At 69.8% G+C, this 19,405-nt stretch carries 16 protein-coding genes; 8 read left to right on the forward strand and 8 right to left on the reverse strand.

Features of this window, described 5'->3' with window-relative positions; translation table 11 throughout:
• Positions 1-189: 189 nt before the first annotated feature.
• Both OHB49_RS07300 and OHB49_RS07305 read left to right on the forward strand, forming a co-directional pair.
• The gene (locus tag OHB49_RS07300) at positions 190-1,176 is read left to right on the forward strand and encodes an ATP-binding cassette domain-containing protein (protein ID WP_443079646.1); all 987 of its coding nucleotides are present in this window, start codon (positions 190-192) and stop codon (positions 1,174-1,176) included.
• Entirely contained in the window at positions 1,173-1,964 is a 792-nt protein-coding gene (locus OHB49_RS07305; protein ID WP_329158880.1) for an ABC transporter permease, read from the forward strand. Before OHB49_RS07300 ends, OHB49_RS07305 begins: the two co-directional genes overlap by 4 nt.
• Before the next feature lie 150 nt (positions 1,965-2,114).
• Here OHB49_RS07305 and OHB49_RS07310 read toward each other — a convergent pair whose 3' ends face one another.
• From OHB49_RS07310 to OHB49_RS07335, 6 genes are all read right to left on the reverse strand, one after another.
• The gene (locus OHB49_RS07310; protein WP_329158881.1) at positions 2,115-3,203 is read right to left on the reverse strand and encodes a DNA alkylation repair protein; all 1,089 of its coding nucleotides are present in this window, start codon (positions 3,201-3,203) and stop codon (positions 2,115-2,117) included.
• A gap of 241 nt (positions 3,204-3,444) precedes the next feature.
• Positions 3,445-3,939, reverse strand: coding sequence for a winged helix-turn-helix transcriptional regulator (locus tag OHB49_RS07315; protein ID WP_329158884.1), 495 nt, complete (start codon positions 3,937-3,939; stop codon positions 3,445-3,447).
• 264 nt (positions 3,940-4,203) lie between these two features.
• Positions 4,204-5,046: an SDR family NAD(P)-dependent oxidoreductase gene (locus OHB49_RS07320; protein WP_329158885.1), complete on the reverse strand. Its 843-nt coding sequence runs from the start codon at positions 5,044-5,046 to the stop codon at positions 4,204-4,206.
• A 59-nt stretch (positions 5,047-5,105) separates the two neighbouring features.
• The gene (locus OHB49_RS07325) at positions 5,106-5,456 is read right to left on the reverse strand and encodes a nuclear transport factor 2 family protein (RefSeq protein ID WP_329158888.1); all 351 of its coding nucleotides are present in this window, start codon (positions 5,454-5,456) and stop codon (positions 5,106-5,108) included.
• A gap of 1,084 nt (positions 5,457-6,540) precedes the next feature.
• The gene (locus tag OHB49_RS07330) at positions 6,541-7,782 is read right to left on the reverse strand and encodes an MBL fold metallo-hydrolase (RefSeq protein WP_329158889.1); all 1,242 of its coding nucleotides are present in this window, start codon (positions 7,780-7,782) and stop codon (positions 6,541-6,543) included.
• Between the two features lie 99 nt (positions 7,783-7,881).
• Positions 7,882-8,322, reverse strand: coding sequence for a PPOX class F420-dependent oxidoreductase (locus OHB49_RS07335; protein ID WP_329158891.1), 441 nt, complete (start codon positions 8,320-8,322; stop codon positions 7,882-7,884).
• Between the two features lie 487 nt (positions 8,323-8,809).
• On the opposite strand from OHB49_RS07335, the gene OHB49_RS07340 reads away from it, so the two are divergent.
• The 3 genes from OHB49_RS07340 (at position 8,810) to OHB49_RS07350 (ending at position 14,661) form a co-directional block, all read left to right on the forward strand.
• Positions 8,810-10,036, forward strand: a complete 1,227-nt coding sequence (locus tag OHB49_RS07340; protein ID WP_329158893.1) for a Glu/Leu/Phe/Val dehydrogenase dimerization domain-containing protein — start codon at positions 8,810-8,812, stop codon at positions 10,034-10,036.
• A gap of 190 nt (positions 10,037-10,226) precedes the next feature.
• Positions 10,227-13,955 carry a S8 family serine peptidase gene (locus OHB49_RS07345; protein WP_329158895.1) on the forward strand — a complete coding sequence of 1,243 codons (3,729 nt, stop codon included), beginning with the start codon at positions 10,227-10,229 and terminating at the stop codon, positions 13,953-13,955.
• Between the two features lie 115 nt (positions 13,956-14,070).
• The gene (locus OHB49_RS07350; protein ID WP_030973379.1) at positions 14,071-14,661 is read left to right on the forward strand and encodes a TetR/AcrR family transcriptional regulator; all 591 of its coding nucleotides are present in this window, start codon (positions 14,071-14,073) and stop codon (positions 14,659-14,661) included.
• A 64-nt stretch (positions 14,662-14,725) separates the two neighbouring features.
• Here OHB49_RS07350 and OHB49_RS07355 read toward each other — a convergent pair whose 3' ends face one another.
• The gene (locus tag OHB49_RS07355; RefSeq protein WP_329158896.1) at positions 14,726-15,727 is read right to left on the reverse strand and encodes a DUF6745 domain-containing protein; all 1,002 of its coding nucleotides are present in this window, start codon (positions 15,725-15,727) and stop codon (positions 14,726-14,728) included.
• Between the two features lie 93 nt (positions 15,728-15,820).
• Entirely contained in the window at positions 15,821-16,147 is a 327-nt protein-coding gene (locus tag OHB49_RS07360) for a hypothetical protein (RefSeq protein WP_030973376.1), read from the reverse strand.
• A gap of 163 nt (positions 16,148-16,310) precedes the next feature.
• On the opposite strand from OHB49_RS07360, the gene OHB49_RS07365 reads away from it, so the two are divergent.
• From OHB49_RS07365 to OHB49_RS07375, 3 genes are read left to right on the forward strand one after another with little or no spacing between them, the layout of a single operon-like run.
• Positions 16,311-17,267 (forward strand): STM4015 family protein, encoded by a 957-nt coding sequence (locus OHB49_RS07365; protein ID WP_329158899.1) that lies wholly within the window; start codon positions 16,311-16,313, stop codon positions 17,265-17,267.
• A 6-nt stretch (positions 17,268-17,273) separates the two neighbouring features.
• Positions 17,274-18,245, forward strand: coding sequence for an STM4015 family protein (locus OHB49_RS07370; protein WP_329158900.1), 972 nt, complete (start codon positions 17,274-17,276; stop codon positions 18,243-18,245).
• On the forward strand, positions 18,226-19,380 hold the full coding sequence (locus OHB49_RS07375; RefSeq protein WP_329158901.1) for an STM4014 family protein: 1,155 nt from the start codon (positions 18,226-18,228) through the stop codon (positions 19,378-19,380). Before OHB49_RS07370 ends, OHB49_RS07375 begins: the two co-directional genes overlap by 20 nt.
• Positions 19,381-19,405: the final 25 nt, after the last annotated feature.

The following is a 19,405-nucleotide window of genomic DNA, read 5'->3' on the forward strand; positions in this document are numbered from 1 at the left end:
GCGATACCTGGCTCAGTCCTGCCCGTACCCCCGGCGGGCAGGTCTCCGGCGGCGGGCCGCTCGACCCCGTTCTCCAAGATGACACGACTGACGTGTAGCACGGACAGTCACTCAATCCGGATTCCGTAACAGCTTCCACTCCCCTGCGTCTCCAGCCTCCGAAGGGAAGCCACCATGCCTTCATCTGTCATGCCCACATCCAGGCAAGGCGACGGTCACCCGTCGCCGACCGCCGTCTCCGCCGTCGGGCTACGCAAGTCATACGGCGAAAAGCTCGTCCTCGACGGTATCGATCTGCGCATCCCGGCCGGGTCTGTGTTCGCGCTGCTCGGCCCGAACGGCGCCGGCAAGACCACCGCCGTGAAGATCCTGTCCACGCTCATCACCGCCGACGCCGGTGACCTGAACGTCGGCGGGCACGACCTGGCCGCCGACCCACAGGCGGTCCGTGCCGCCATCGGTGTCACCGGGCAGTTCTCTGCTGTCGACGGCCTGATCACCGGCGAGGAGAACATGCTCCTCATGGCGGATCTGCACCACCTGTCCAAGAGCGAGGGGCGGCGCACCGCCGCCGAACTCCTGGAACGCTTCGACCTGATGGAGGCCGCGAAGAAGCCCGCCTCGACCTACTCCGGCGGCATGAAACGCCGCCTCGACCTCGCGATGACGCTGGTCGGCAACCCGCGGATCATCTTCCTTGACGAGCCGACGACAGGGCTCGACCCGCGCTCCCGCCACAACATGTGGGGCATCATCCGCGGCCTCGTCTCCGACGGCGTGACCGTCTTCCTCACCACCCAGTACCTGGAGGAGGCCGACGAACTCGCCGACCGCATCGCTGTATTGCATGACGGCAGGATCGCCGCCGAGGGCACCGCCGAGGAGCTCAAGCGGCTCATCCCGGGCGGGCACGTCCGGCTCCGCTTCACCGACCCGGTCACGTACCGGTCCGCCGCTGACGCCCTGCGCGAGGTCAGCCGGGACGACGAGGCACTGTCGCTGTCCATCCCCAGCGACGGCAGTCAGCGCGAACTGCGCTCCATCCTCGACCGGCTCGACTCCGCCGGCATCGAGGCGGACGAACTGACCGTCCATACCCCCGACCTCGACGACGTGTTCTTCGCCCTGACCGGCCCAACCAGCGTCCCCAACCAGCCCAAGGAGACCGTCCGATGAGCTCCCTCCCCCTCGCCGTACGCGACTCGAACACGATGCTGCGCCGCAACCTGCTACACGCGCGGCGCTACCCCTCAGGGACCCTGAACCTGCTACTCACGCCGATCATGATGCTGCTGCTCTTCGTCTACATCTTCGGCGACGTGATGAGCGCGGGCATCGGCGGCGGCGGCGCCGACCGCTCCGACTACATCGCCTACATCGTCCCGGGCTTGCTGCTGATGACCATCGGCAGCACCGTGATCGGGGCCGCGGTGTACGTCTCCATGGATATGACCGAGGGCCTCATCGCCCGCTTCCGCACGATGGCGGTCTACCGCCCTTCGGTACTCATCGGGCACGTCGTCGGCAGCGTGCTGCAATCCGTCATGAGCGTGGTCCTCGTCGGCACCGTCGGCGTGGCCATCGGCTTCCGCTCCACGGACGCAACCGTCCTGGAGTGGCTGGCAGCATTCGGGCTCATCGTGCTCTTCGCCCTGGCGCTGACCTGGATCGCAGTCGGCATGGGCCTGGCCAGCCCGAACCCCGAGGCGGCCAGCAACATGGCAATGCCGCTGATCCTCCTCCCGCTCATCTCCAGCGCCTTCATCCCGGCCGACACCATGCCCGGCTGGTTCCAGCCGATCGCCGAGTACCAGCCCTTCACCCCCGCCATCGAAACCCTCCGCGGCCTCCTCCTCGGCACCGAGATCGGCAACAACGGCTGGATCGCGATCGCCTGGTGCGTCGGCCTGATCGCGCTCGGCTACCGCTGGTCGACGGCGCAGTTCAACCGCGACCCGAAGTAACCGGGACGACCGCGCCGGCCGCCCCTCACAACACGTCCCGCCCCGTCCGCGTGCAGATCTGCACCCGTATGCCCGGCCGGAGGCGGGCCTGCTCGCCATCAAGTCCCCACCAACGAGCCTGAAGGCGGGCGCTGACCAGCAGCGATGACTTTACGAGCCCCACCGGGCAGGCACGACCTCGAAAGGCACCTTGCCGTGCGGCTGCCCGTTGACCTGCAGCTCCAGGAAGTGTGTGCCGGGGTGCAAGACACGTGTACTGACCGGTGCGAAGGATCGGGAGGCGCTGAGTGCGGCTCGTTCCCCGGCCTGGATCGTTCGGACAGTCAGTTTGAAGACCTTCGGGGAGGTGGTCGCGTTAGCCTTGCGATAGTGGACGATGTAGTCGACAGCCAGGCGTTGGGGTTTGTCTCCGCGGTTTTCCAGGGTGAAGTCGAAGCGGAGCTGTTCGCCCACCGCGACAATGTCCCGCGCCACGTTCGGACCGGTGACGGTGAGGTCGACAGGGAGCTCGAAACCCAACAGTGCCAGGGCTCGCTGGTCACCTTTTTTGACTGCGGTTCGCAGCGCGTGGCGGATCAGCCGGGGGGTGTGGGTGTCTGGTTTGTCGGCCCAGGCGGCGGCCACGTCGACGGCCAGTTCGGGCTGTGTGTGACTGATGTCGTTGAGATGGTTGGCGACCGACCGGCGCACGTACTCCGAAGGGTCTTTGTACAGGGCGTTGAGGATGGGAAGCGTGGTCTCGGGGCGTTCCTGGATGGCGGGTACGCGGACCGCCCAGGGCAGGCGTGGTCGCGTGCCTTCGCTGGCCAAGCGGCGCACATGCTCATCCGGATGAGCAGTCCACTTCTTGATCACGGCCAGTGCGCGGTCCAGGTCTGTGTTCAGCAACCGCCGGATGGCAAATTCGGCCGTCAGGCGAGGGGTGAGATCCGACAGAAGGCACAGGGCGTCCTCGAAGCACGTTCCCTGAGGCGCAGTGGTGGCCTTGGCGGCAACGGCTTCGGAGACTGGCCAGATCATCCAGCCGCTGAAAGCGGGGTCGGCGAGCGCGGTGCGCACGGCGGCGGCGAAGGCTGCGTACGGTGTCGGTCCGGCGCGCAACAGGGCGTCGCACAGCAGGTCGCTGCGTTCGCGCAGGCCCAGGCCTGCCAGGCGCGGCGCGCATTCGCGCACCGCGGATGCCACGGAATGCTGGTCCGCCTTCTGCCAGCAGTCGGCCAGAGCGTGCACTGTGTCCACGCCGAGCAGTTCATCCGCAGTCGGCACAGGGCCTCTTCCTCATCGTGTCGTGCCGCACGTCCGCGCGTGCGGTCCATCGGTGTGGCAGGGCGAGCTCGACTTGTCACGTCCCTGGGTGCTGGACCCCGGTGCCGGCCGGCGGGCAACCAGGTGCTGGAGGTGATGCGCGCCGCCGCGCGGGTTGATTTACCTTCGGCAGGGCGGGAATTGGCGTTCAGCAGCAGCGGCTCTGTGCCTTCGGTTACGTGGGGCCGGTTTCTACGTAACGGGCGCGCATGGCGTCGCTGGCGGCGGGTCCCGCGGTGTAGACGAAGGCTTCGCTGTCGTCCAGTCTCCTACCAGTGGCGGCGTCGACGACGACCGGTTCGACCTCTTTCCCGGTCTTGGCGTCAACCAGGATCATGCTGCGTTCCTCCGGCGCCAACCGTGAGTTGCCCCAGGCGGCGAGGGCGACGATGACCGGGCGGATCGAGCGGCCGAGGTCGGTGAGGACGTACTCGTAGCGGGTCGGATTGTCCTGGTAGGGGCGGCGCTCGAGCACTCCCTCGGCAACGAGGGACTTGAGGCGGGTGGTGAGCATGCTCGAGGAGATGCCGAGGTTTTCCTGGAACTGATCGAAGCGGGTGTAGCCGTCGAACGCGTCGTGCAGGATCAGCAGGGTCCACCATTCACCGACATGCCCCACGGTCGTCGACAGCGGACACTCTCTGTCTTCCAGTCTGATTCGGCTCGCCACGTTGACCACCTCACGCGCATAGGCGCTAAAGCACAACTTACTACTTCTATTTTAGCAGCTACGCGAGGCGGGCCTTCTCACGCCCCCTTCCCTCGGGATACGGGTCGTCGGCGTCTGCGTGAGTGGCGCGGACGGCGAACATGCGCGGGAGACCTCCGCTGCAGCTGATGCAGTGCTCAAGTCATCCCGGCCGGACCGCCGGTACGTCCGGCCGGGCCCCGCCTCATCAGGCTCGGCCCCGGCCGGTTTCGGCACGGGAGGGCGTTATTGGCCGGGCGGGTAGTCCGCGCCCCGTGAAAGGGCCTCGTGCGCGCGGATGCCGGCGAGCGCAGTTTCGATATGGCCGACGGCCCGCTCGAAACCGGCACCGCCGAGCACGAGTTGACGCGGCGGATCGTCCTGGTTCATCGCGGCGATAACGGCCCGTACGCCCCGTGCGGCGTCGCCGGGCTGCTTCCCGTCCTGCTCGACCATGGCTGCATGGACGGACCGGAGCATCGGCCGGTAGTCCTCAATGGTCTCCTGCACCGGTTCCTCGGCGAACCCGGCGTAGGCACGGGTGCGGAACGCTCCCGGCTCCACGGCCATCACGTTGACGCCCAGCGGCGCCACCTCCTCGCGCAGCACGTCCGTCATTCCCTCGATCGCGAACTTGGCCGCACTGTAGAAGCCGAAGCCGACGACGCCGGACAGGCCTGCAACCGAGGACATGTTGATAATCCACCCGCTGCGCCGGGCCCTCATGCCGGGCAGAACGGCGCGGGTGACTGCCAGGACCGCGAAGAAGTTCAGCTCGAACAGCTTCCTGACCGCAATGTCCTCCATGCCCTCCACGGACCCGTACCAGCCGCGGCCGGCGTTGTTGACCAGCACGTCGATCGTGCCGAAGCGGGCTTGTGCGGTCGAGACGGCCAACCGGATCTGCTCGGCGTCGGTGACGTCCAGCTGCAGGACGAGGACCCGATCACCGTAGGGCGCGGCCCAGGCATGCAGTTCCTCAGGTCTGCGGGCGGTCAGCACGACACGGTCGCCATTGTCCAGCGCGGCATCCGCGTAAGCCATGCCGAACCCGCCGGGGGTGCCTCCGGTGATGAACCAGGTCTTCATAGACATCTTTCTGTCGGCAGAGGAGGAAAAAGGTGGGGACTGCCGCGGCGCAGTCGCGGTCAGGGCTCGATGACGAGACGTTGGATGCGGCCGTCGCGCAGCGTGAACTGGTAGCGGAGGTCGACGACGCCGCCGGGGAAGTCGCCCTCGAGCCGATGCACGGCCGTGTAGTGGGACGCATCGATGCTGTGCGCGCCGGTGAGTACGGTCGTGTACGTGTACTCGCTGGCCGAGCGGTTCAGCCAGGACTCGATGGCCGCGGCGCCGGTGTAGGTCTTGCCGTCGTCGGTCACGGTGGCGTCGTGGGTGAACGCTGTGATCGCAGTGGCGGCGTCGCGCTCGCGGTGGGCCGTCAGGTACTCGGTGACGACGCCTGGCAGTACGTCGGCCTGGGGCTGGTTGCCGTTCATGGCACCTCCAAGTGAGTGCGGGTGGGCGGAAGCCGGGGGTACGAGATGAAGGGCCCTCACCAGGGACTCGCCTCGAGTGCGCCGGCAGAGAGGGACCACGACCCCCGGTTACTGCTAGATCCGAAGTTATGACTTCGACTTTAGCACTCACTGAGCACGGGGCTCGCCGCGAAATCGGCGGGTCCCGGCGCCGGCTGCTCGCGGCTGGTTCCTCGACCACCTTCCGTGTCTTGTGGCCGGCGAGGGCACAGATTTTGGCTCCGCGGGACGCGGACTTGGACTTGATCTGCCGGAGGAGTGCTGCCGGCACCCCCTTCGAGATCCTGACGCTAGTGGAGCCCGACAGGGCTTGCCTGCCGCACGTTCGGGAGATCGCGGCCGAGTGGTTGCCCGTGTGCTGCCGGACCGGCCTGTGCGCCGAGGACTTTGTTCGCTCGGACCTGTCGTGATGGAGATGCTGTCCAGCGATCCCGAGGACGGAGGGCAGTCCGAGGGCACAAGGTCGGCCCGCAGCGGCCTGTTCGCGCGGTCTGCTTCCGGGTTCGCTGTCCGTGTGAGCCGGGTCGGACACTGTGACCCTGCGTTCCGGTGACTTCTTCACCATTCCCAGGGACGTGCCCCACGGCATCAAGTCCGGCCCCGATGGAGCGCGGGCCCTCAATATCAGCTCGCCAGCCGGATTCGCCGAGCTCATCGCCCGGGCCGGCACCCCACTTCACCCGGCCACGCCTGAGACCGAGCTGGACGCGGAGCTGTTGATGGCAGTGACCGAGGAACTCGGCGATGTCGTCCTCGGCCCGCCCGGCATGACCCCCGCCGACCTGGACCGCCTCGACCAGTGGCCGCGGAAAGCGACCTTTGCGCGGGCTGATCTCCTCGCCGCGGAGCCTGACGCGACGTTCGGTCGCGGCAGGAGGTGGGCGTTGTTCGGCCGCAGCACCTTCGAGAGGCGGCCGTCCTTCGCCTTCCAGTGCGCTCTGCCGAGTAGCCGGAGGGGGTCTCACCCTCCGGTTCTCATTTCAGCCTCCGTCATCCTGGCGAAACACCTGCGTCATTGTGTTCAAGCTTTCGTCCCTGCCCCGAGTCACCGCTCACCCGCAAGATCAAGATCGCGGCTGTCCTGACCCTGGGCAACGTCCGTTGCTTTGGTACGGCGCCAGGGGTGTGCGATCGGGGCAGCCACGGCACGCCACCAGGGATCGAGGGGAAGCGTTCCCGAGGGCTCGAAGGGCTCGCCCGGCTGCGGGAATGCGGCCGGCTGCTCGGCTTCCTCGGCGGCGTCCTTGGTCCACTCGCCGGGCTCTGCCCACGGGTGCATGGAGAGCGTGAAGGTGCCCCAGTGGATGGGCATCATGACGCCGTGCGGCTTGCCCCCTTGCAGGTCAAGGTGCGCCTGGACCCCCTGAGCCGGCGTCATATGGATGTCGGGCCACCCACCAGGGAGAGGCGTAGAGTCCGTGTGGTTCTTGGGCCAGTACTCCGAATACGCACCGATCTGGATCATCGTCGCGTCGAACGGGCCGTGCTCGGCGCCGATGTCCTTGAAACCGGGGAAGTAGCCGGTGTCCCCGGAGTGGTAGATCCGGTGCTCGGGGCCCGCGACGACCCAGGACGCCCAGAGCGTGTGCTGCTGGTTGCGCAGGCCGCGTCCGCAGAAGTGCCGGGCCGGAGTCGCGGTGAAGCTGATCCCGGCGACGTTCGTGGTCTCGTTCCAGTCGAGCTCACGCATCCGGTCGGTGGACACGCCCCAGCGCTCCAGGTGGGCACCGACACCGAGCGGCACCACGAAGACCGTGTCCGTGCCCGCCAGGGCGCGGATTGTCGGCAGGTCGAGGTGGTCGTAGTGGTCGTGCGAGATCACGACCGCGTCGAGCGGGCCGAGCGTCGCGAGCGGCAACGGCACCGGGTGCAGCCGCTTGGGTCCGGCGAACGCGAATGGCGAACAGCGCTCGCCCCACACCGGGTCGAAGAGCACCCGTCGGCCGTCGATCTCGGCGAGCACGCTCGAGTGGCCCATCCAGGTGAGCCGCAGCCCCGAGGCCGGCGGCCGGGCGAGGTCGGCGAGAGTGGTCGCATGAACGGGCACCATGCCGTTCGGTGACCTGCGTACCCGCTCCTCCTTGTGGAAGTAGACCTTCGCGAACTCCAGCGTCGAGCCGGACGGCCTGGTCCGCGCCCCCACCGGGTTCTGGAAGACCCCGTCGGCGAAATTGGGCGAATTACGGATGCGCTCCATGCGGGCGCCCCCCGGGTCGGCGCCGAATGCGGCGGGTCGCAGCGAACGCAGCCGGGTACGGAGCGAATGCAAGGAGTCAGCGCCGGTCACAACATCTCCTGAGGGAGTCGGTGTCGTTTCATTATGAGCAGGGGGTAGGACAGTGCGAGTACGGGGCGGCCAACGGAATGACGGCGGGGGCACGCCGTCTCAGCCACGCGGCTGCCCGTACACGTGTTCGACGTGCAGCCGTAGCACGATCCGCCGGTCGCGGACCATCGCGCTGCGGTAATCGTCCCAGTCGGGGTGCTCGCCCTGCACGTCGCGGTAGAGCGTGATCAGCTCCTCGACGGTCGCGTCGGACGGATCGGTGGCGACCGGCGACAACTCGGCCGTGCCGTCCGCGACCGTCCAGGCCCAGCGGTCCTTGCTGGTGACGTGGTAGCTCGCCCGCGGATCGCGCCGCAGGTTCCGCGTCTTCGCCCGGTCATCGGTGATCGAGACACGGATGATGCGCTCTGCGGGATAGTAGAAGTGATTGACATTGGACAGCTGGGGCCGGCCGTCCCGCTTCAGCGTCACGAGCACCCCGCCGCTCTCTTCGGCGATCAGCCGAAGGAGCGCATCCTGCTGTGCATCGAATCCCGTCATGACGAATCCAACGTGCACACCGATCGCAGGATTCCGCGTTCCGCCACTGACTCATGTCACATCCGGCGGCCGTCGCCCGGCGCATCCGCGACAGCAGCCCGCCGGCACCGGTGAACACCGGACAAGGAAACCGGCCACGACCGCCCGCATGTCGCTCGACCGGTCCCGCACCCTGGTGGACCGATCAGGCCCGCGCACGGCGAGAAGCCCCTGGTCGAGCTGACGACCATGGTCGCCGTGGAGAACATGCGCTCCCGCACCGATTCCCACTCGGCCCGATCCGAACGAGAGTCCCTGACTCCAGCCACTGAACAAGCATTCAGCAAGGGCCACATTGACAGGGGCGCCCCCGCCTCCAGATACTGACCGGCGATTCAGTAAGTCGTTGACTGCGGCGGTCACCCCGGACCACCGAAGGCGCTCGCCCGGGCCCGGCCCGGACCACTCCGGGGCCCACGCTGATCACTGATACCGAGGAGACACCCCGATGACGACTCCGAAGGCGCCGGCGGTGTCCCCGGCCGCTCCGTCCGCCCCGCTGATCTCGCTGACCTGGACGGACCACGTCACCGGACGCCAGGGACATCTGGTCGTCGACCGGCTGGTGCGCGGCGTGTCGAGTGGCGGGCTGCGGATGCGAGCGGGCTGCACGCTCGACGAGGTGGCGGGACTTGCCCGGGGCATGACGATGAAGGAGGCCCTGCACTTCGATGCCGATGACACACAGGCGCGCTACATACCGCTCGGCGGCGCCAAGGGCGGCATCGACTGCGACCCGCGCGACCCGGAGGCGTACGGAGTGCTCGTGCGCTATCTGCGGGCCGTGCGTCCGTATATTGAGAACGTCTGGACGACCGGTGAGGATCTCGGACTCACCCAGGACATCGTCGACCGGGCGGCGGCCGAGGCAGGGCTCGTCTCCTCGATCCAGGCGGTCTATCCGCTGCTCGACGACGAGACGGCGGCGCGGCAGCGGCTCGCCGACGCGTTCGCCGTCGAGGTGGACGGCATCGGGCTCGACGAGCTGGTCGGCGGCTGCGGGGTAGCCGAGTCCGCGCTCGCCGCGCTGGACCGGGCGGGCGTCGCGTACACGGAAGCCAGGGTTTCCGTACAGGGGCTCGGCACCATGGGCGGCGCCACGGCACGGTTCCTCGCCCGGGCCGGACTCAAGGTCGTCGCCGTCGCCGACATCAAGGGGACGATCGTCAACCCGGCGGGCCTCGATGTCGAGGCGCTGCTCGCGGCCCGGGACGCGTACGGAACGGTGGACCGCGGTGCGCTGCGGGACGGAGACCGGGAGCTGGCCGCCGACGCGTGGCTGACGCAGGAGGCGGAGGTGCTCGTGCCGGCAGCGGTCTCGTACGCCGTCGACGCCACGAACCAGGCTCGGATCAGCGCCCGTTGGATCGTCGAGGCGGCGAACATGCCGGTACTACCGCAAGCGGAGGCGCTGCTCGCCGAGCGCGGTATCACCGTACTGCCCGACGTGGTCGTCAACTCCGGTACGAACGCATGGTGGTGGTGGACGCTGTTCGGTGACATCGGCGCCGATGCCGAGGAGGCGTTCGAGTACACCCGTCGCTCGATGCGGGCGCTGATCGGCCGGATGCTGGCCCGTGCCGAGGCCGACGGCTCCACTCCCCGGGCGGCGGCCCATGCCCTCGTCGCCGAGCGGCTTCCGGTGATGGCCGAGCGGTTCGGCTGGTATCGATGACCCTGCCCGGCCGCCGGGCCCGCTGAGCCGCCCGACCTGTACGGGCGACCCGACTCCCGCTTCCCCAGGGGCCGTACGGCGAATAGCTGCCATGGCAGCTTCCCGCCAGCTCCGACCGCCCCTGTTACGCCATGCTCCTGACAGTCTCACCTCACCACCCCCTGAAAACACACGAGTTCACGAGGTGAGAATGAGACGGACCAGATGGGCGGCGGCCTGCGCCACAGCGCTTGCCGCCGCCCTTGCCGGTGGATCGCTCCCCGCCGCCGCCGACCAGGCACCCGCGTTCGCCGACCCGGCACTGTCCCCGGGAGCGGGCGGCGGAACCCGCACCGTCACCCTGCTGACCGGCGACGTGGTGACGTACTCCGGCAGCGGGAACGCCGTACAGATCAGCTCCATCGTGCCGGGATCCGGCCGCGAGGGCATGGGCTTCACCCGGTTCCGGGCGGACGGCCACGAGTACGCGGTGCCGATCGACGCCGTCGGACAGATCTCGCAGGGCCGGGTGGACCAGCGGCTGTTCGACGTGACCGAGCTGGTCGCCTCGGGGTATTCGGACAGCAGCACCGACACGCTACGGGTCCTGGTCGGCGGCGCCACGCCGTCCGCCGGGAGCCCGGACGCGCCGAAGGGCGCCCGCGTCGCCGCGGCCTTCCGGACCACCGGGACCACGGCCCTGACCGTGCCCAAGAAGTCGGCCGGCACCGTGTGGAAGCAGCTCGGCACGGCCTCCCGTGCCCGCACCGAAGGCATCGGGAAGGTCTGGCTGGACGGCAGGGTGCGGGCCACGCTCGACACGTCCGTGCCGCAGATCGGCGCGGACAAGGCGCACCGGGCCGGGATCACCGGGAAGGGCACCAAGGTCGCGGTGCTCGACACCGGCTACGACCGTGACCACCCCGATCTGAAGGACACCGTCACCGCTTCGCAGAACTTCACCGAGGACGGCGACGTCCAGGACCTGCAGGGCCACGGCACCCATGTGTCGTCGATCATCGCCGGCTCCGGTGCGGCGTCCGAAGGGCGCTACGCGGGCGTCGCGCCGGGCGCGGAGCTCATCGAGGGGAAGGTCCTCGGCAACGACGGCTACGGCTACGACTCCTGGATCCTCGCGGGCATGCAGTGGGCCGTCGACCAGGACGCCCGGATCGTCAACATGAGCCTCGGGTCGAACCTGGCCTCCGACGGCACCGACCCGTTGTCCGCCGCGGTCGACAAGCTCTCCGCCGAGCACGGCACGCTGTTCGTGATCGCCGCGGGGAACAGCGGCGACCGGACGATCAGCGGGCCCGGCGCCGCCGATGCCGCCCTGACGGTCGGTTCGGTCACCAAGGCCGGTGAGATGTCGGCGTTCTCCTCGCGTGGACCGCGCGAGGGCCGGCCCGCGGTCAAGCCGGAGATCTCCGCACCGGGCAGCGCCATCGTGGCCGCCCGCGCCGCCGGCACGCTCGACGACGCGGCCGTCACCGAGCAGTACGCCTCACTCTCCGGTACGTCGATGGCGAGCCCGCACGTCGCGGGGGCCGCCGCCCTGCTGGCCCAGCGCCACCCCGACTGGTCGGGGGCACGGCTGAAGTCCGCGCTCGTCGGCAGTGCCGCCCCGGTGGCGGGTGCGTCGGTGGCCGACACGGGCGCCGGTCTCACCGACGTACCGGCGGCGCTGGCGGCGAAGGTGGTTGCCGAACCCGCCACGCTGGCCGCTCACACCACGTACCCCAACGCCTCCGCCGCCGCGCAGAGCCATGAGGTGACGTGGACGAACACCACGGACAAGCCGGTGAAGCTGCGGCTGTCCGCCGGGCCGGGCCGGGCGATCCGGCTGGGCGCGGAGACCGTGACCGTGCCCGCGCGTTCGTCCGCGGTCACGGACGTCAGCCTCGAGCCGTCGCGGGTCGAGGCGGGGACGACGTACAGCGGGGCGGTCACCGCGACCTGGCCGGGGGGCGGCCGGGCGACGGTGCCCGTCTCGGTCGAGGCCGATCCTGAGACGTACGCCCTCACCCTGACCGGTCCCGCACCGCGCGAAGGCGCCGAGCGCACCTCGACGGGTGCGGTTCTGCAGAACGAGACGACCGGCGCGTCCCAGCTGATCGGTCTGGACGGCACCGAGCCGAGGACGGTGACGCTGCCGCGCGGCAGCTACCGGATCCTGGGGCACACCTGGGAGTACGACACGGTGGGCAACACCGTCGTCGGCACCGCGGCGATCCACTTCGCCCGGCGGGTCACCGTCGGCCGGGACACCTCCGTCACACTGGACACCGCGGGTGCGAAGCCGGTCAGGATCGGCGTGGACGACGGGTCGGCGCGGGTGTCCCTGCAGTCGGCGACCGGGATCGTGTCACGCATCGGTTCCGGTACGAACGCCCAGGACACCGGTCTGGTCGCGCCGAGCTCCGCCGGTCAGTACCGGGTCGAGGCGGTGCCCACCACCGGTGGGACGCTGGACGGCCTCAGCTTCTTCGGCGGGCTGAGCTGGCAGCAGCGGGAGGTCGACGCGCATGAGCCCGGCTCCTCGGCCGACGCGCTGAAGCTGCTGCTCTCGCAGTACAGCATCTACAGCTGGCTGGGTACGGCCACCGGCGAGGTCGTCGACATCGGCACCGGCGCGGACACCGACCCGGCGGCGATGGACCTCAAGGGCAAGATCGTCCTGTGGACACCGGCCACCGGCCAGACCGCGTTCAACAACGCGCTCTACCAGAAGCTGTCGGACGCGGGTACGGCCGCCGTCATGTACGTGGGTTACGGGCTCTCGGTCTACAAGCCGACACCGGTACTCAGGCTGGACACGGCCAGTGTGCCCGCCCTGCGGGCCCGCCTGGCGGAAGGACCGCTGACGCTGACGCTCGACGGCGTCAACAGCTCGGCGGACGCCTACTTCCTGCACCATTCGGTCGACGGCAGGGTCCCGGCCGGCGCCGATTGGTTCGACCGGCGGTCGGAACTGGCCAAGGTGACGACGGTGCAGCGCACACACGGCTACCCGTCCGACCCCAAGGGGATGTACGCCTGGACGACCTGGCACGGGCTGACGCTCTTCCAGCAGTCCACCCGCTACCGGCCGCCGTCGGAGCAGACGCTCTACTACACCCCGGACGTGGCGTGGACGACGGCGACCTTCCACTACCAGTACGACGTCGCCGAACGGGTCTATCCGTTGGGGACGCTGGTCAGCGCGCCCACCGTGTACCGCGCGGGCGGTGACTACCGGGACGACTGGATGTCCGCGCCCTTCAACCCCGCGCTCGGCAAACAGGCCGGACCCGCGCAGATCACCCGGGACGGCGACAAGCTGAATGTGGCGCTCCCGATGTTCTCCGACGCGGCCGGCCATCGCGCCGAGACGGCGCCGGTGGCGGACACCGGCAGCACGGTGCTGGCGGACGACAGCGGGAAGGTACTGGCCCGCAACAACGCACCGGGCCGGGCCACGTTCGATCTGCCGCGCAAGGACAACTGGTACCGGCTGACCGTCGATGCCACCCGCATGTCACCGGATCCGGTGACATGGATGCTCGGGGCGCAGGTGACCAGCGAGTGGCGGTTCCGCTCCGGCCACGAGAAGTCCGCTGCCGCGGCCCGGCTGCTGGACCTCGACTACCGGCTGCCGCTGACCGGCGAGAACGCGGCGGACGCGGGCAAGCCGCTCGACTACACGGTCGGCCTGACCGCACAGGGAAGTCAGAGTGCGCTTCCCATCGCGTCGTTCAAGGTCTGGTACGCGACGGACGGCACCGACTGGAAGCAGGCCAAGGCGGCGCGCGGGGCCGACGGCCGGTGGAAGGTCACGGTGCCTTCGGCCGGCACTGCCAAGGTGGACCTGCGGACAACCGTCACGGACACCACCGGTGCGTCGCTGACGGAGACCCTGATCGACGCGTACAACTCGGGCTGCGCCGACATCTGGTGCTGAGCGAGGCCTGACAGCTGGAAGCGAGTCGGGGGCGGGCCGCTTGCGGTCCCGCCCCCGGCCTGTCGGGAACCCGCGCATTGGTTAGGGTGACGCCGTGGCAAGAGTGCGGTTGAGCGTGGCGGAACGACGCGAGGAGCTGCTGCGTGCTGCCGTCGAGCAGATCGAGGTGCGAGGCGTCGCCGCGGTACGGATCGCCGATGTGGCATCCGTCCTCGGGGTGAGCAACGCACTCGTGCTCTACCACTTCTCGACGAAGGAGAAGCTGGTCGCGGCCGCCTTCGCGCATGCGGCCGAGGCCGACCTGGCCCATCTGCGCAAGCTGCTCAGCCGCCGCACCACAGCGGTACGGAGGCTGCGCGCCGCCGTCCGCTGGTACGCGCCGACCGGACAGGCCAAGGGGTGGCGGCTGTGGATCGAGGGCTGGGCGGCCTCGTTGCGCGATCCGGCGCTGCGCAACGTGGCCGGCGATCTCGACCAGCAGTGGAAGGCCGAACTGGCCGAGGTCCTCGAAGAAGGCGCCGCCGCGGGGGAGTTCCACTGCGACGATCCGATGTCCGTGGCCTGGCGGCTGACCGCCCTGCTGGACGGTCTGGCCGTCCAGATGACGTCGTACGCCGGTCCCCTCTCCCGGGCCACGATGCTGGCGTGGACCGACGAGGCGCTCGCCCGCGAGCTGGGCATCGACCAGGAGGCACTGACGGCCTGACCCGGCCGGTTCCCCTCCCCGCACTCCCCGTTTCCTCCCGGCTCCCTCCCCTCCTGTCGGCCGATCAGGTCTGACGCAGTGGGGCGTAGGTCTCGCCGTCGAGTCCGAAGGTCCACGCGACGCCGCCCTTCGCGGTCCTGGTCGTCGGCGGCACCCGCAGCCAGTACGTGCGGTGCGTCCCGTCCGGCTCCGGGGTGGAGTTGACCACCTCGACCATCACCACGTCCTCGTCGCCCTGCAGGGCGATCCGCCAGAGGATGCCCGTCTCGTCCCGGTGCACCGGCTCGGCACCCGACTCGGCGAGGTAGCGGTCGTAGCCGTAGAACTCCAGCATCACGCGGCGCAGTTCCGCGTTCTCCTCGTTGCGTATCCGCTCGGGGGTCAGGGCCGCCAGCTCCGCCAGGAACTCGGCGGGGACCGGCATGCCGCGCCAGGCGTACAGCGCGAACCCGTCAGGGTACGAGAGGGCCGGGCCGTCCCCGCGGTCGAGCCGCCCCGCCTCGTCGCGGTGGAGTGCCTCCGGGCGTTCGCTGAGCACCACCGTGCGCTCGTAGGGCCACCACCAGCCGGCGTGCCGGGCCACCTCCGCCAGCCCGTCGAGCCGGTCACCACGGCCGTCGAACGCGGCCAGCCACGCCGCGTCGTGCTGGCCGAGCACCGCGTCGAGCAGCACCAACCGGACAGCCGACTCGTCCTCGGGCCGCTGGGCGAGGGCCGCGACGACACCCGCCCGTATCCGCTCGGCAAGCGCCGCCGTGGTCTCCCAGAGCTGGGCGCCGGTGGCCGACCAGAGGGCGGACCAGCCGGCCGGCCCCAGCTCGTCGTACATCCGGCGCCGCTCCTGCGCCCACGGGCGGGTGCGCACCTCGTCGCGCACCGAGCGCCCCGCGCCGACGAGTTTCTCGACGGCCTCGACGGCCGCCTTCGGCGAGTCCGCCCAGACGAACTCCTCCGGCTCCGCCAGGCCCGCGCTGCGGTAGGCGCGGCGGACGCCGTCCTCGGCCGCGGCCCGGTCCGCCGCGCCGGTCGCCGCTGCCACGGCCCGCCATGACTCCACATACTGCATCGGTTGTCCCCGTCCCCTGTCTCGCTGTCCGGTCCTGAATCTCTGCTGGCCCACGTCCTGTCCGGTGCCCACTGGCCGCTCCGGACGGGCCGGTCAGTCCGCCACGATGCGGACCGCGCCGGGTGCGTACTCCCGCTGGCGCACCACGCGGTACCAGCCCTTCGACAGCGGGATCGCCGCATGCTCCTCGTGCACCACCCGTCCACCGTCGGGGAGGTGGAGCAGCATCGGGCCGAAGGCGCCCGCCTCGCGCATCAGCCGACCGGGCCCCTGTACCGCATGCGCATGACCGGTGACCTCACCGAGCGCGAGCACCAGTCGCCCCCGGGAGTCCCGCGGCTCTCCCGGCGCGTCCACCAGGTGCGCGGGCACCGCTGGCTCCTCCAACGACACGATCAGTACATCGCCCTGCCGGTACACGGACGTCTCCCCTCCACGGCGGCACCCGCTGTGCCTGCCATGGAGAAAACGCTACGAGGAGGGTCTGACAATCGGTCACAACCGGTCCCGCCCGCCACATTGTCAGTGCCACTTGATAAACCTTGCGGACATCAGCCGATTCCAGTCTCAGGAGTTCAGGGCCATGTCCGGTGTGGATCACCTGCACGAGTTGCTCGGCCTTCCGGCCGTCGACTTCCAGCACACGTCGGGCGAGGCCCCGGCGCAGGCCGCTGACGCCGCGGCCTGGCGTATCGCGGTCGACCCGTACGACGACGAGTCCGAGATGACCTGGGAGGAGGCGTTCCAGGCGTTCCTCGGGGCGGTAGAACCGGCCGGTGTGCGAGCCCTGATCATCGGTCAGTGGGGCGAGTCGTACGAAGAGACGTCGTCCTACCCGATCGGTCTCGTGATCGCCGCGGCCGACCGGCTGACTTCGCTCGAGGCGATATTCGTCGGCGACATGACGCGTGAGGAGAACGAGATCTCCTGGATCGAGCAGTGCGACGTCACCGCGCTGCTGACCGCGTTCCCCGCCCTGCTCGAACTGGGTGTGCGCGGCGGCACGGATCTGACGTTCTCCCCGTCGAAGCACGACCGGCTGCGTTCGCTGACCATCGAGACCGGCGGGCTTCCGGTCGGAGTGATCCACGGCATTCTTGACAGCGAGCTGCCCGCGCTGGAGCGGCTCGATCTCTGGCTTGGCGTCTCCGAGTACGGCGGCGACGCGGATGTCATGGACCTTGCCCCGCTGCTCTCCGGCTCGCGGTTCCTCCGGCTCCACCACCTCGGTCTGCGCAACAGCGAGTTGCAGAACGAGATCGCGCGCGCCGTCGCGAGCGCCCCGGTCGTCGCCCAGCTCCGCACCCTCGACCTGTCGAACGGCACGCTGGGCGACGAGGGCGCGGCCGCGCTGCTCGAGGGCCAGCCGCTGACCCATCTCGAACGGCTCGATCTGCACCACCACTTCCTCACCGAGCCGATGGAGCGCCGGATCAAGGAGGCGCTGGAGCCGCACGGTGTGCACGTCGATCTCTCCGAGCGCGAGGAGCCGTGGGGCGGCCGCGGGGTCGAAGGCCGCTACACCACGGTTGCGGAGTGATGTGCGATGACGGACATCGAACACCCTGAGTTCTTCCACGGGTTGCCGGTCCTCACGCTGCCCGGCCCCGACCGGCCGCGCGCTGATCCCCTCCCGGCGGCAGACGCCGTCGCCTGGCGGCTGGAGAGCGCCTGGCAGAGCGATCTGACGTTCGCGGCACTCTGGCAGTACTTCCTCGACACGGTGGACACGACCGCGGTAAGGGCCCTGCTGATCGGCCCCTGGTGGGAGGAGGAGTACACCCCGTTCGCACCGGTCGTCGAGCTGCTGTGCGCCCATGCGGACCGCTTCCCGGCCCTGAGGGCGCTCTTCCTCGCCGATGTCGTCAGCGAGGAATGCGAGCTCTCGTGGCTGCAGATGTCCGACATCACCCCGGTGGTCCAGGCGTTCGGGCAGCTGGAGGAGTTGACCGTACGCGGATGCGGTGAGCCGATCGAGGGCACGGAGATCCTCGGCCTGCAGCCGGTGCGGCACAAGGCGCTCAGGTCGCTTCGGTTCGAGTCGGGCGGGCTCCCGGCCGGCGTCGTGCGGGCGATCGGTGCTTCGGAGCTGCCCGCGCTGGAGCATCTCGAACTCTGGCTGGGCGTCACCGAGTACGGCGGCGACTCGACGGTCGACGACCTCGCCCCGCTGCTGTCCGGTGCCGCGTTGCCGAAGCTTCGCCATCTGGGTCTGCAGAACAGTGAGATCCAGGACGAGATCGCGGCCGCGGTGGCCTCGGCCCCGGTCGTCGCCCACCTGGAGTCGCTCTCCCTCGCGATGGGGACCCTGAGCGACATCGGCGCCGAGGCGCTGCTCGCGGGCCAGCCCCTCACTCATCTGACCTCGCTGGATCTGCACCATCACTACATCAGCGACCCGTTGGTCGATCGGCTCAGGAGGCTGATCGGACCCGGCCGGGTGAACGGCGAACCGCACGAGGTGGAGTACTGGGATCCGGATGAGGACGACGAGCGCTATGTCGCGGTCTCCGAGTAGCACGGTCGGTCCGGTGCCACGCTTTGCCGTCGTCGGCGTTCCCGGGAACCGTCGGGTGACGCTGTTCCAGGAGGCGGTACGCGCCGCCGGGCTGCCGGCCGCGCGGGTCGTGCCCTGGTCGGCGGTGCTGCGCGGCGAGGCGACGTTCCGGCCGGGCGAGACCGTACGGATGGACTCGCCCGGTGAGGACGCCGAGGTGGAACGGCTGCTGCGGGCGGTCGACGATCCGACGAGGGTCGAGGGCACCGCCCTCTGGTACGCCCGCTTCACCGCGGCCGTACGGGAGGTGGCGCGGGCGGCAGCTGCGGCCGGCGCCGAGTTGCTGGACGATCCGGGCGATGTGGCAGTGCTGTTCGACAAGCGGCTCTGCCATGGCGTACTGGCCGGCGCCGCAGTTCCCGTGCCTGCATCCGCGACCTCCGGGGCCGGGGCGCCGGTGGTGCGCGGCTGGGCGGACGTGCGTGCGCTGATGGCCGGGCACGGTATGCCGAGGGCCTTCGTGAAGCTCGCGCACGGCTCGTCCGCCTCGGGGGTACTCGCCGTGGAGACGGCCGGACCGGGCCGCGTGCGGGCGACGACGTCGGTGGAGCGCGACAACGCCGGGCGGCTCTTCAACTCGTTGCGGGTGCGCCGCTGTACGACGGAACGCGAGGTGGCGGCGATCGTCGACGCGCTCGCACCGGACGGGCTGCACATCGAGCGCTGGCTGCCCAAGGCATCGCAACATGGGCGGTCGGCGGATCTGCGTGTCGTGGTGGTGGCCGGTCGCGCCACCCATGCCGTGGTACGGACCAGCCGCTCCCCCATGACCAATCTTCACCTCGGCGGGGAGCGCGGAAGTCTCGACGAGGTCCGCGTGGCCGTCCGGGCAGCGGGCGGCAGCTGGGCCGAGGTCCTCGCCGTGTGCGAGCGGGCCGCCGCCTGCTTCCCGGAGACGCTGTGCGTGGCCGTCGACCTGCTGCCCGCGACGGGCTGGCGGCGGTTCGCCGTCGGCGAGGTCAACGCCTTCGGTGATCTGCTGCCGCGCCTGACCGGCCTGCCGGGCAGTGGCGCCGAGGGCCTGGACACCTATGCGGCGCAGGTCGCCGTCGTAATGAACAGAGCAAGGAACCACCGTGCAACCACCACCGCCTGATACCAGCCCCTCCCCCACCGACGCC

This window comes from Streptomyces sp. NBC_01717, assembly GCF_036248255.1.
Taxonomy (GTDB): domain Bacteria; phylum Actinomycetota; class Actinomycetes; order Streptomycetales; family Streptomycetaceae; genus Streptomyces.

What these genes read in the sequence shown, in the direction of transcription:
- OHB49_RS07300 (WP_443079646.1), top strand. Translation starts at nt 190, where the DNA reads ATGCCCACATCCAGGCAAGGCGACGGTCACCCGTCGCCGACCGCCGTC.
- OHB49_RS07305 (WP_329158880.1), top strand. Translation starts at nt 1,173, where the DNA reads ATGAGCTCCCTCCCCCTCGCCGTACGCGACTCGAACACGATGCTGCGC.
- OHB49_RS07320 (WP_329158885.1), bottom strand. Translation starts at nt 5,046, where the DNA reads ATGAAGACCTGGTTCATCACCGGAGGCACCCCCGGCGGGTTCGGCATG.
- OHB49_RS07325 (WP_329158888.1), bottom strand. Translation starts at nt 5,456, where the DNA reads ATGAACGGCAACCAGCCCCAGGCCGACGTACTGCCAGGCGTCGTCACC.
- OHB49_RS07335 (WP_329158891.1), bottom strand. Translation starts at nt 8,322, where the DNA reads ATGACGGGATTCGATGCACAGCAGGATGCGCTCCTTCGGCTGATCGCC.
- OHB49_RS07340 (WP_329158893.1), top strand. Translation starts at nt 8,810, where the DNA reads ATGACGACTCCGAAGGCGCCGGCGGTGTCCCCGGCCGCTCCGTCCGCC.
- OHB49_RS07345 (WP_329158895.1), top strand. Translation starts at nt 10,227, where the DNA reads ATGAGACGGACCAGATGGGCGGCGGCCTGCGCCACAGCGCTTGCCGCC.
- OHB49_RS07355 (WP_329158896.1), bottom strand. Translation starts at nt 15,727, where the DNA reads ATGCAGTATGTGGAGTCATGGCGGGCCGTGGCAGCGGCGACCGGCGCG.
- OHB49_RS07365 (WP_329158899.1), top strand. Translation starts at nt 16,311, where the DNA reads ATGTCCGGTGTGGATCACCTGCACGAGTTGCTCGGCCTTCCGGCCGTC.
- OHB49_RS07370 (WP_329158900.1), top strand. Translation starts at nt 17,274, where the DNA reads ATGACGGACATCGAACACCCTGAGTTCTTCCACGGGTTGCCGGTCCTC.
- OHB49_RS07375 (WP_329158901.1), top strand. Translation starts at nt 18,226, where the DNA reads ATGTCGCGGTCTCCGAGTAGCACGGTCGGTCCGGTGCCACGCTTTGCC.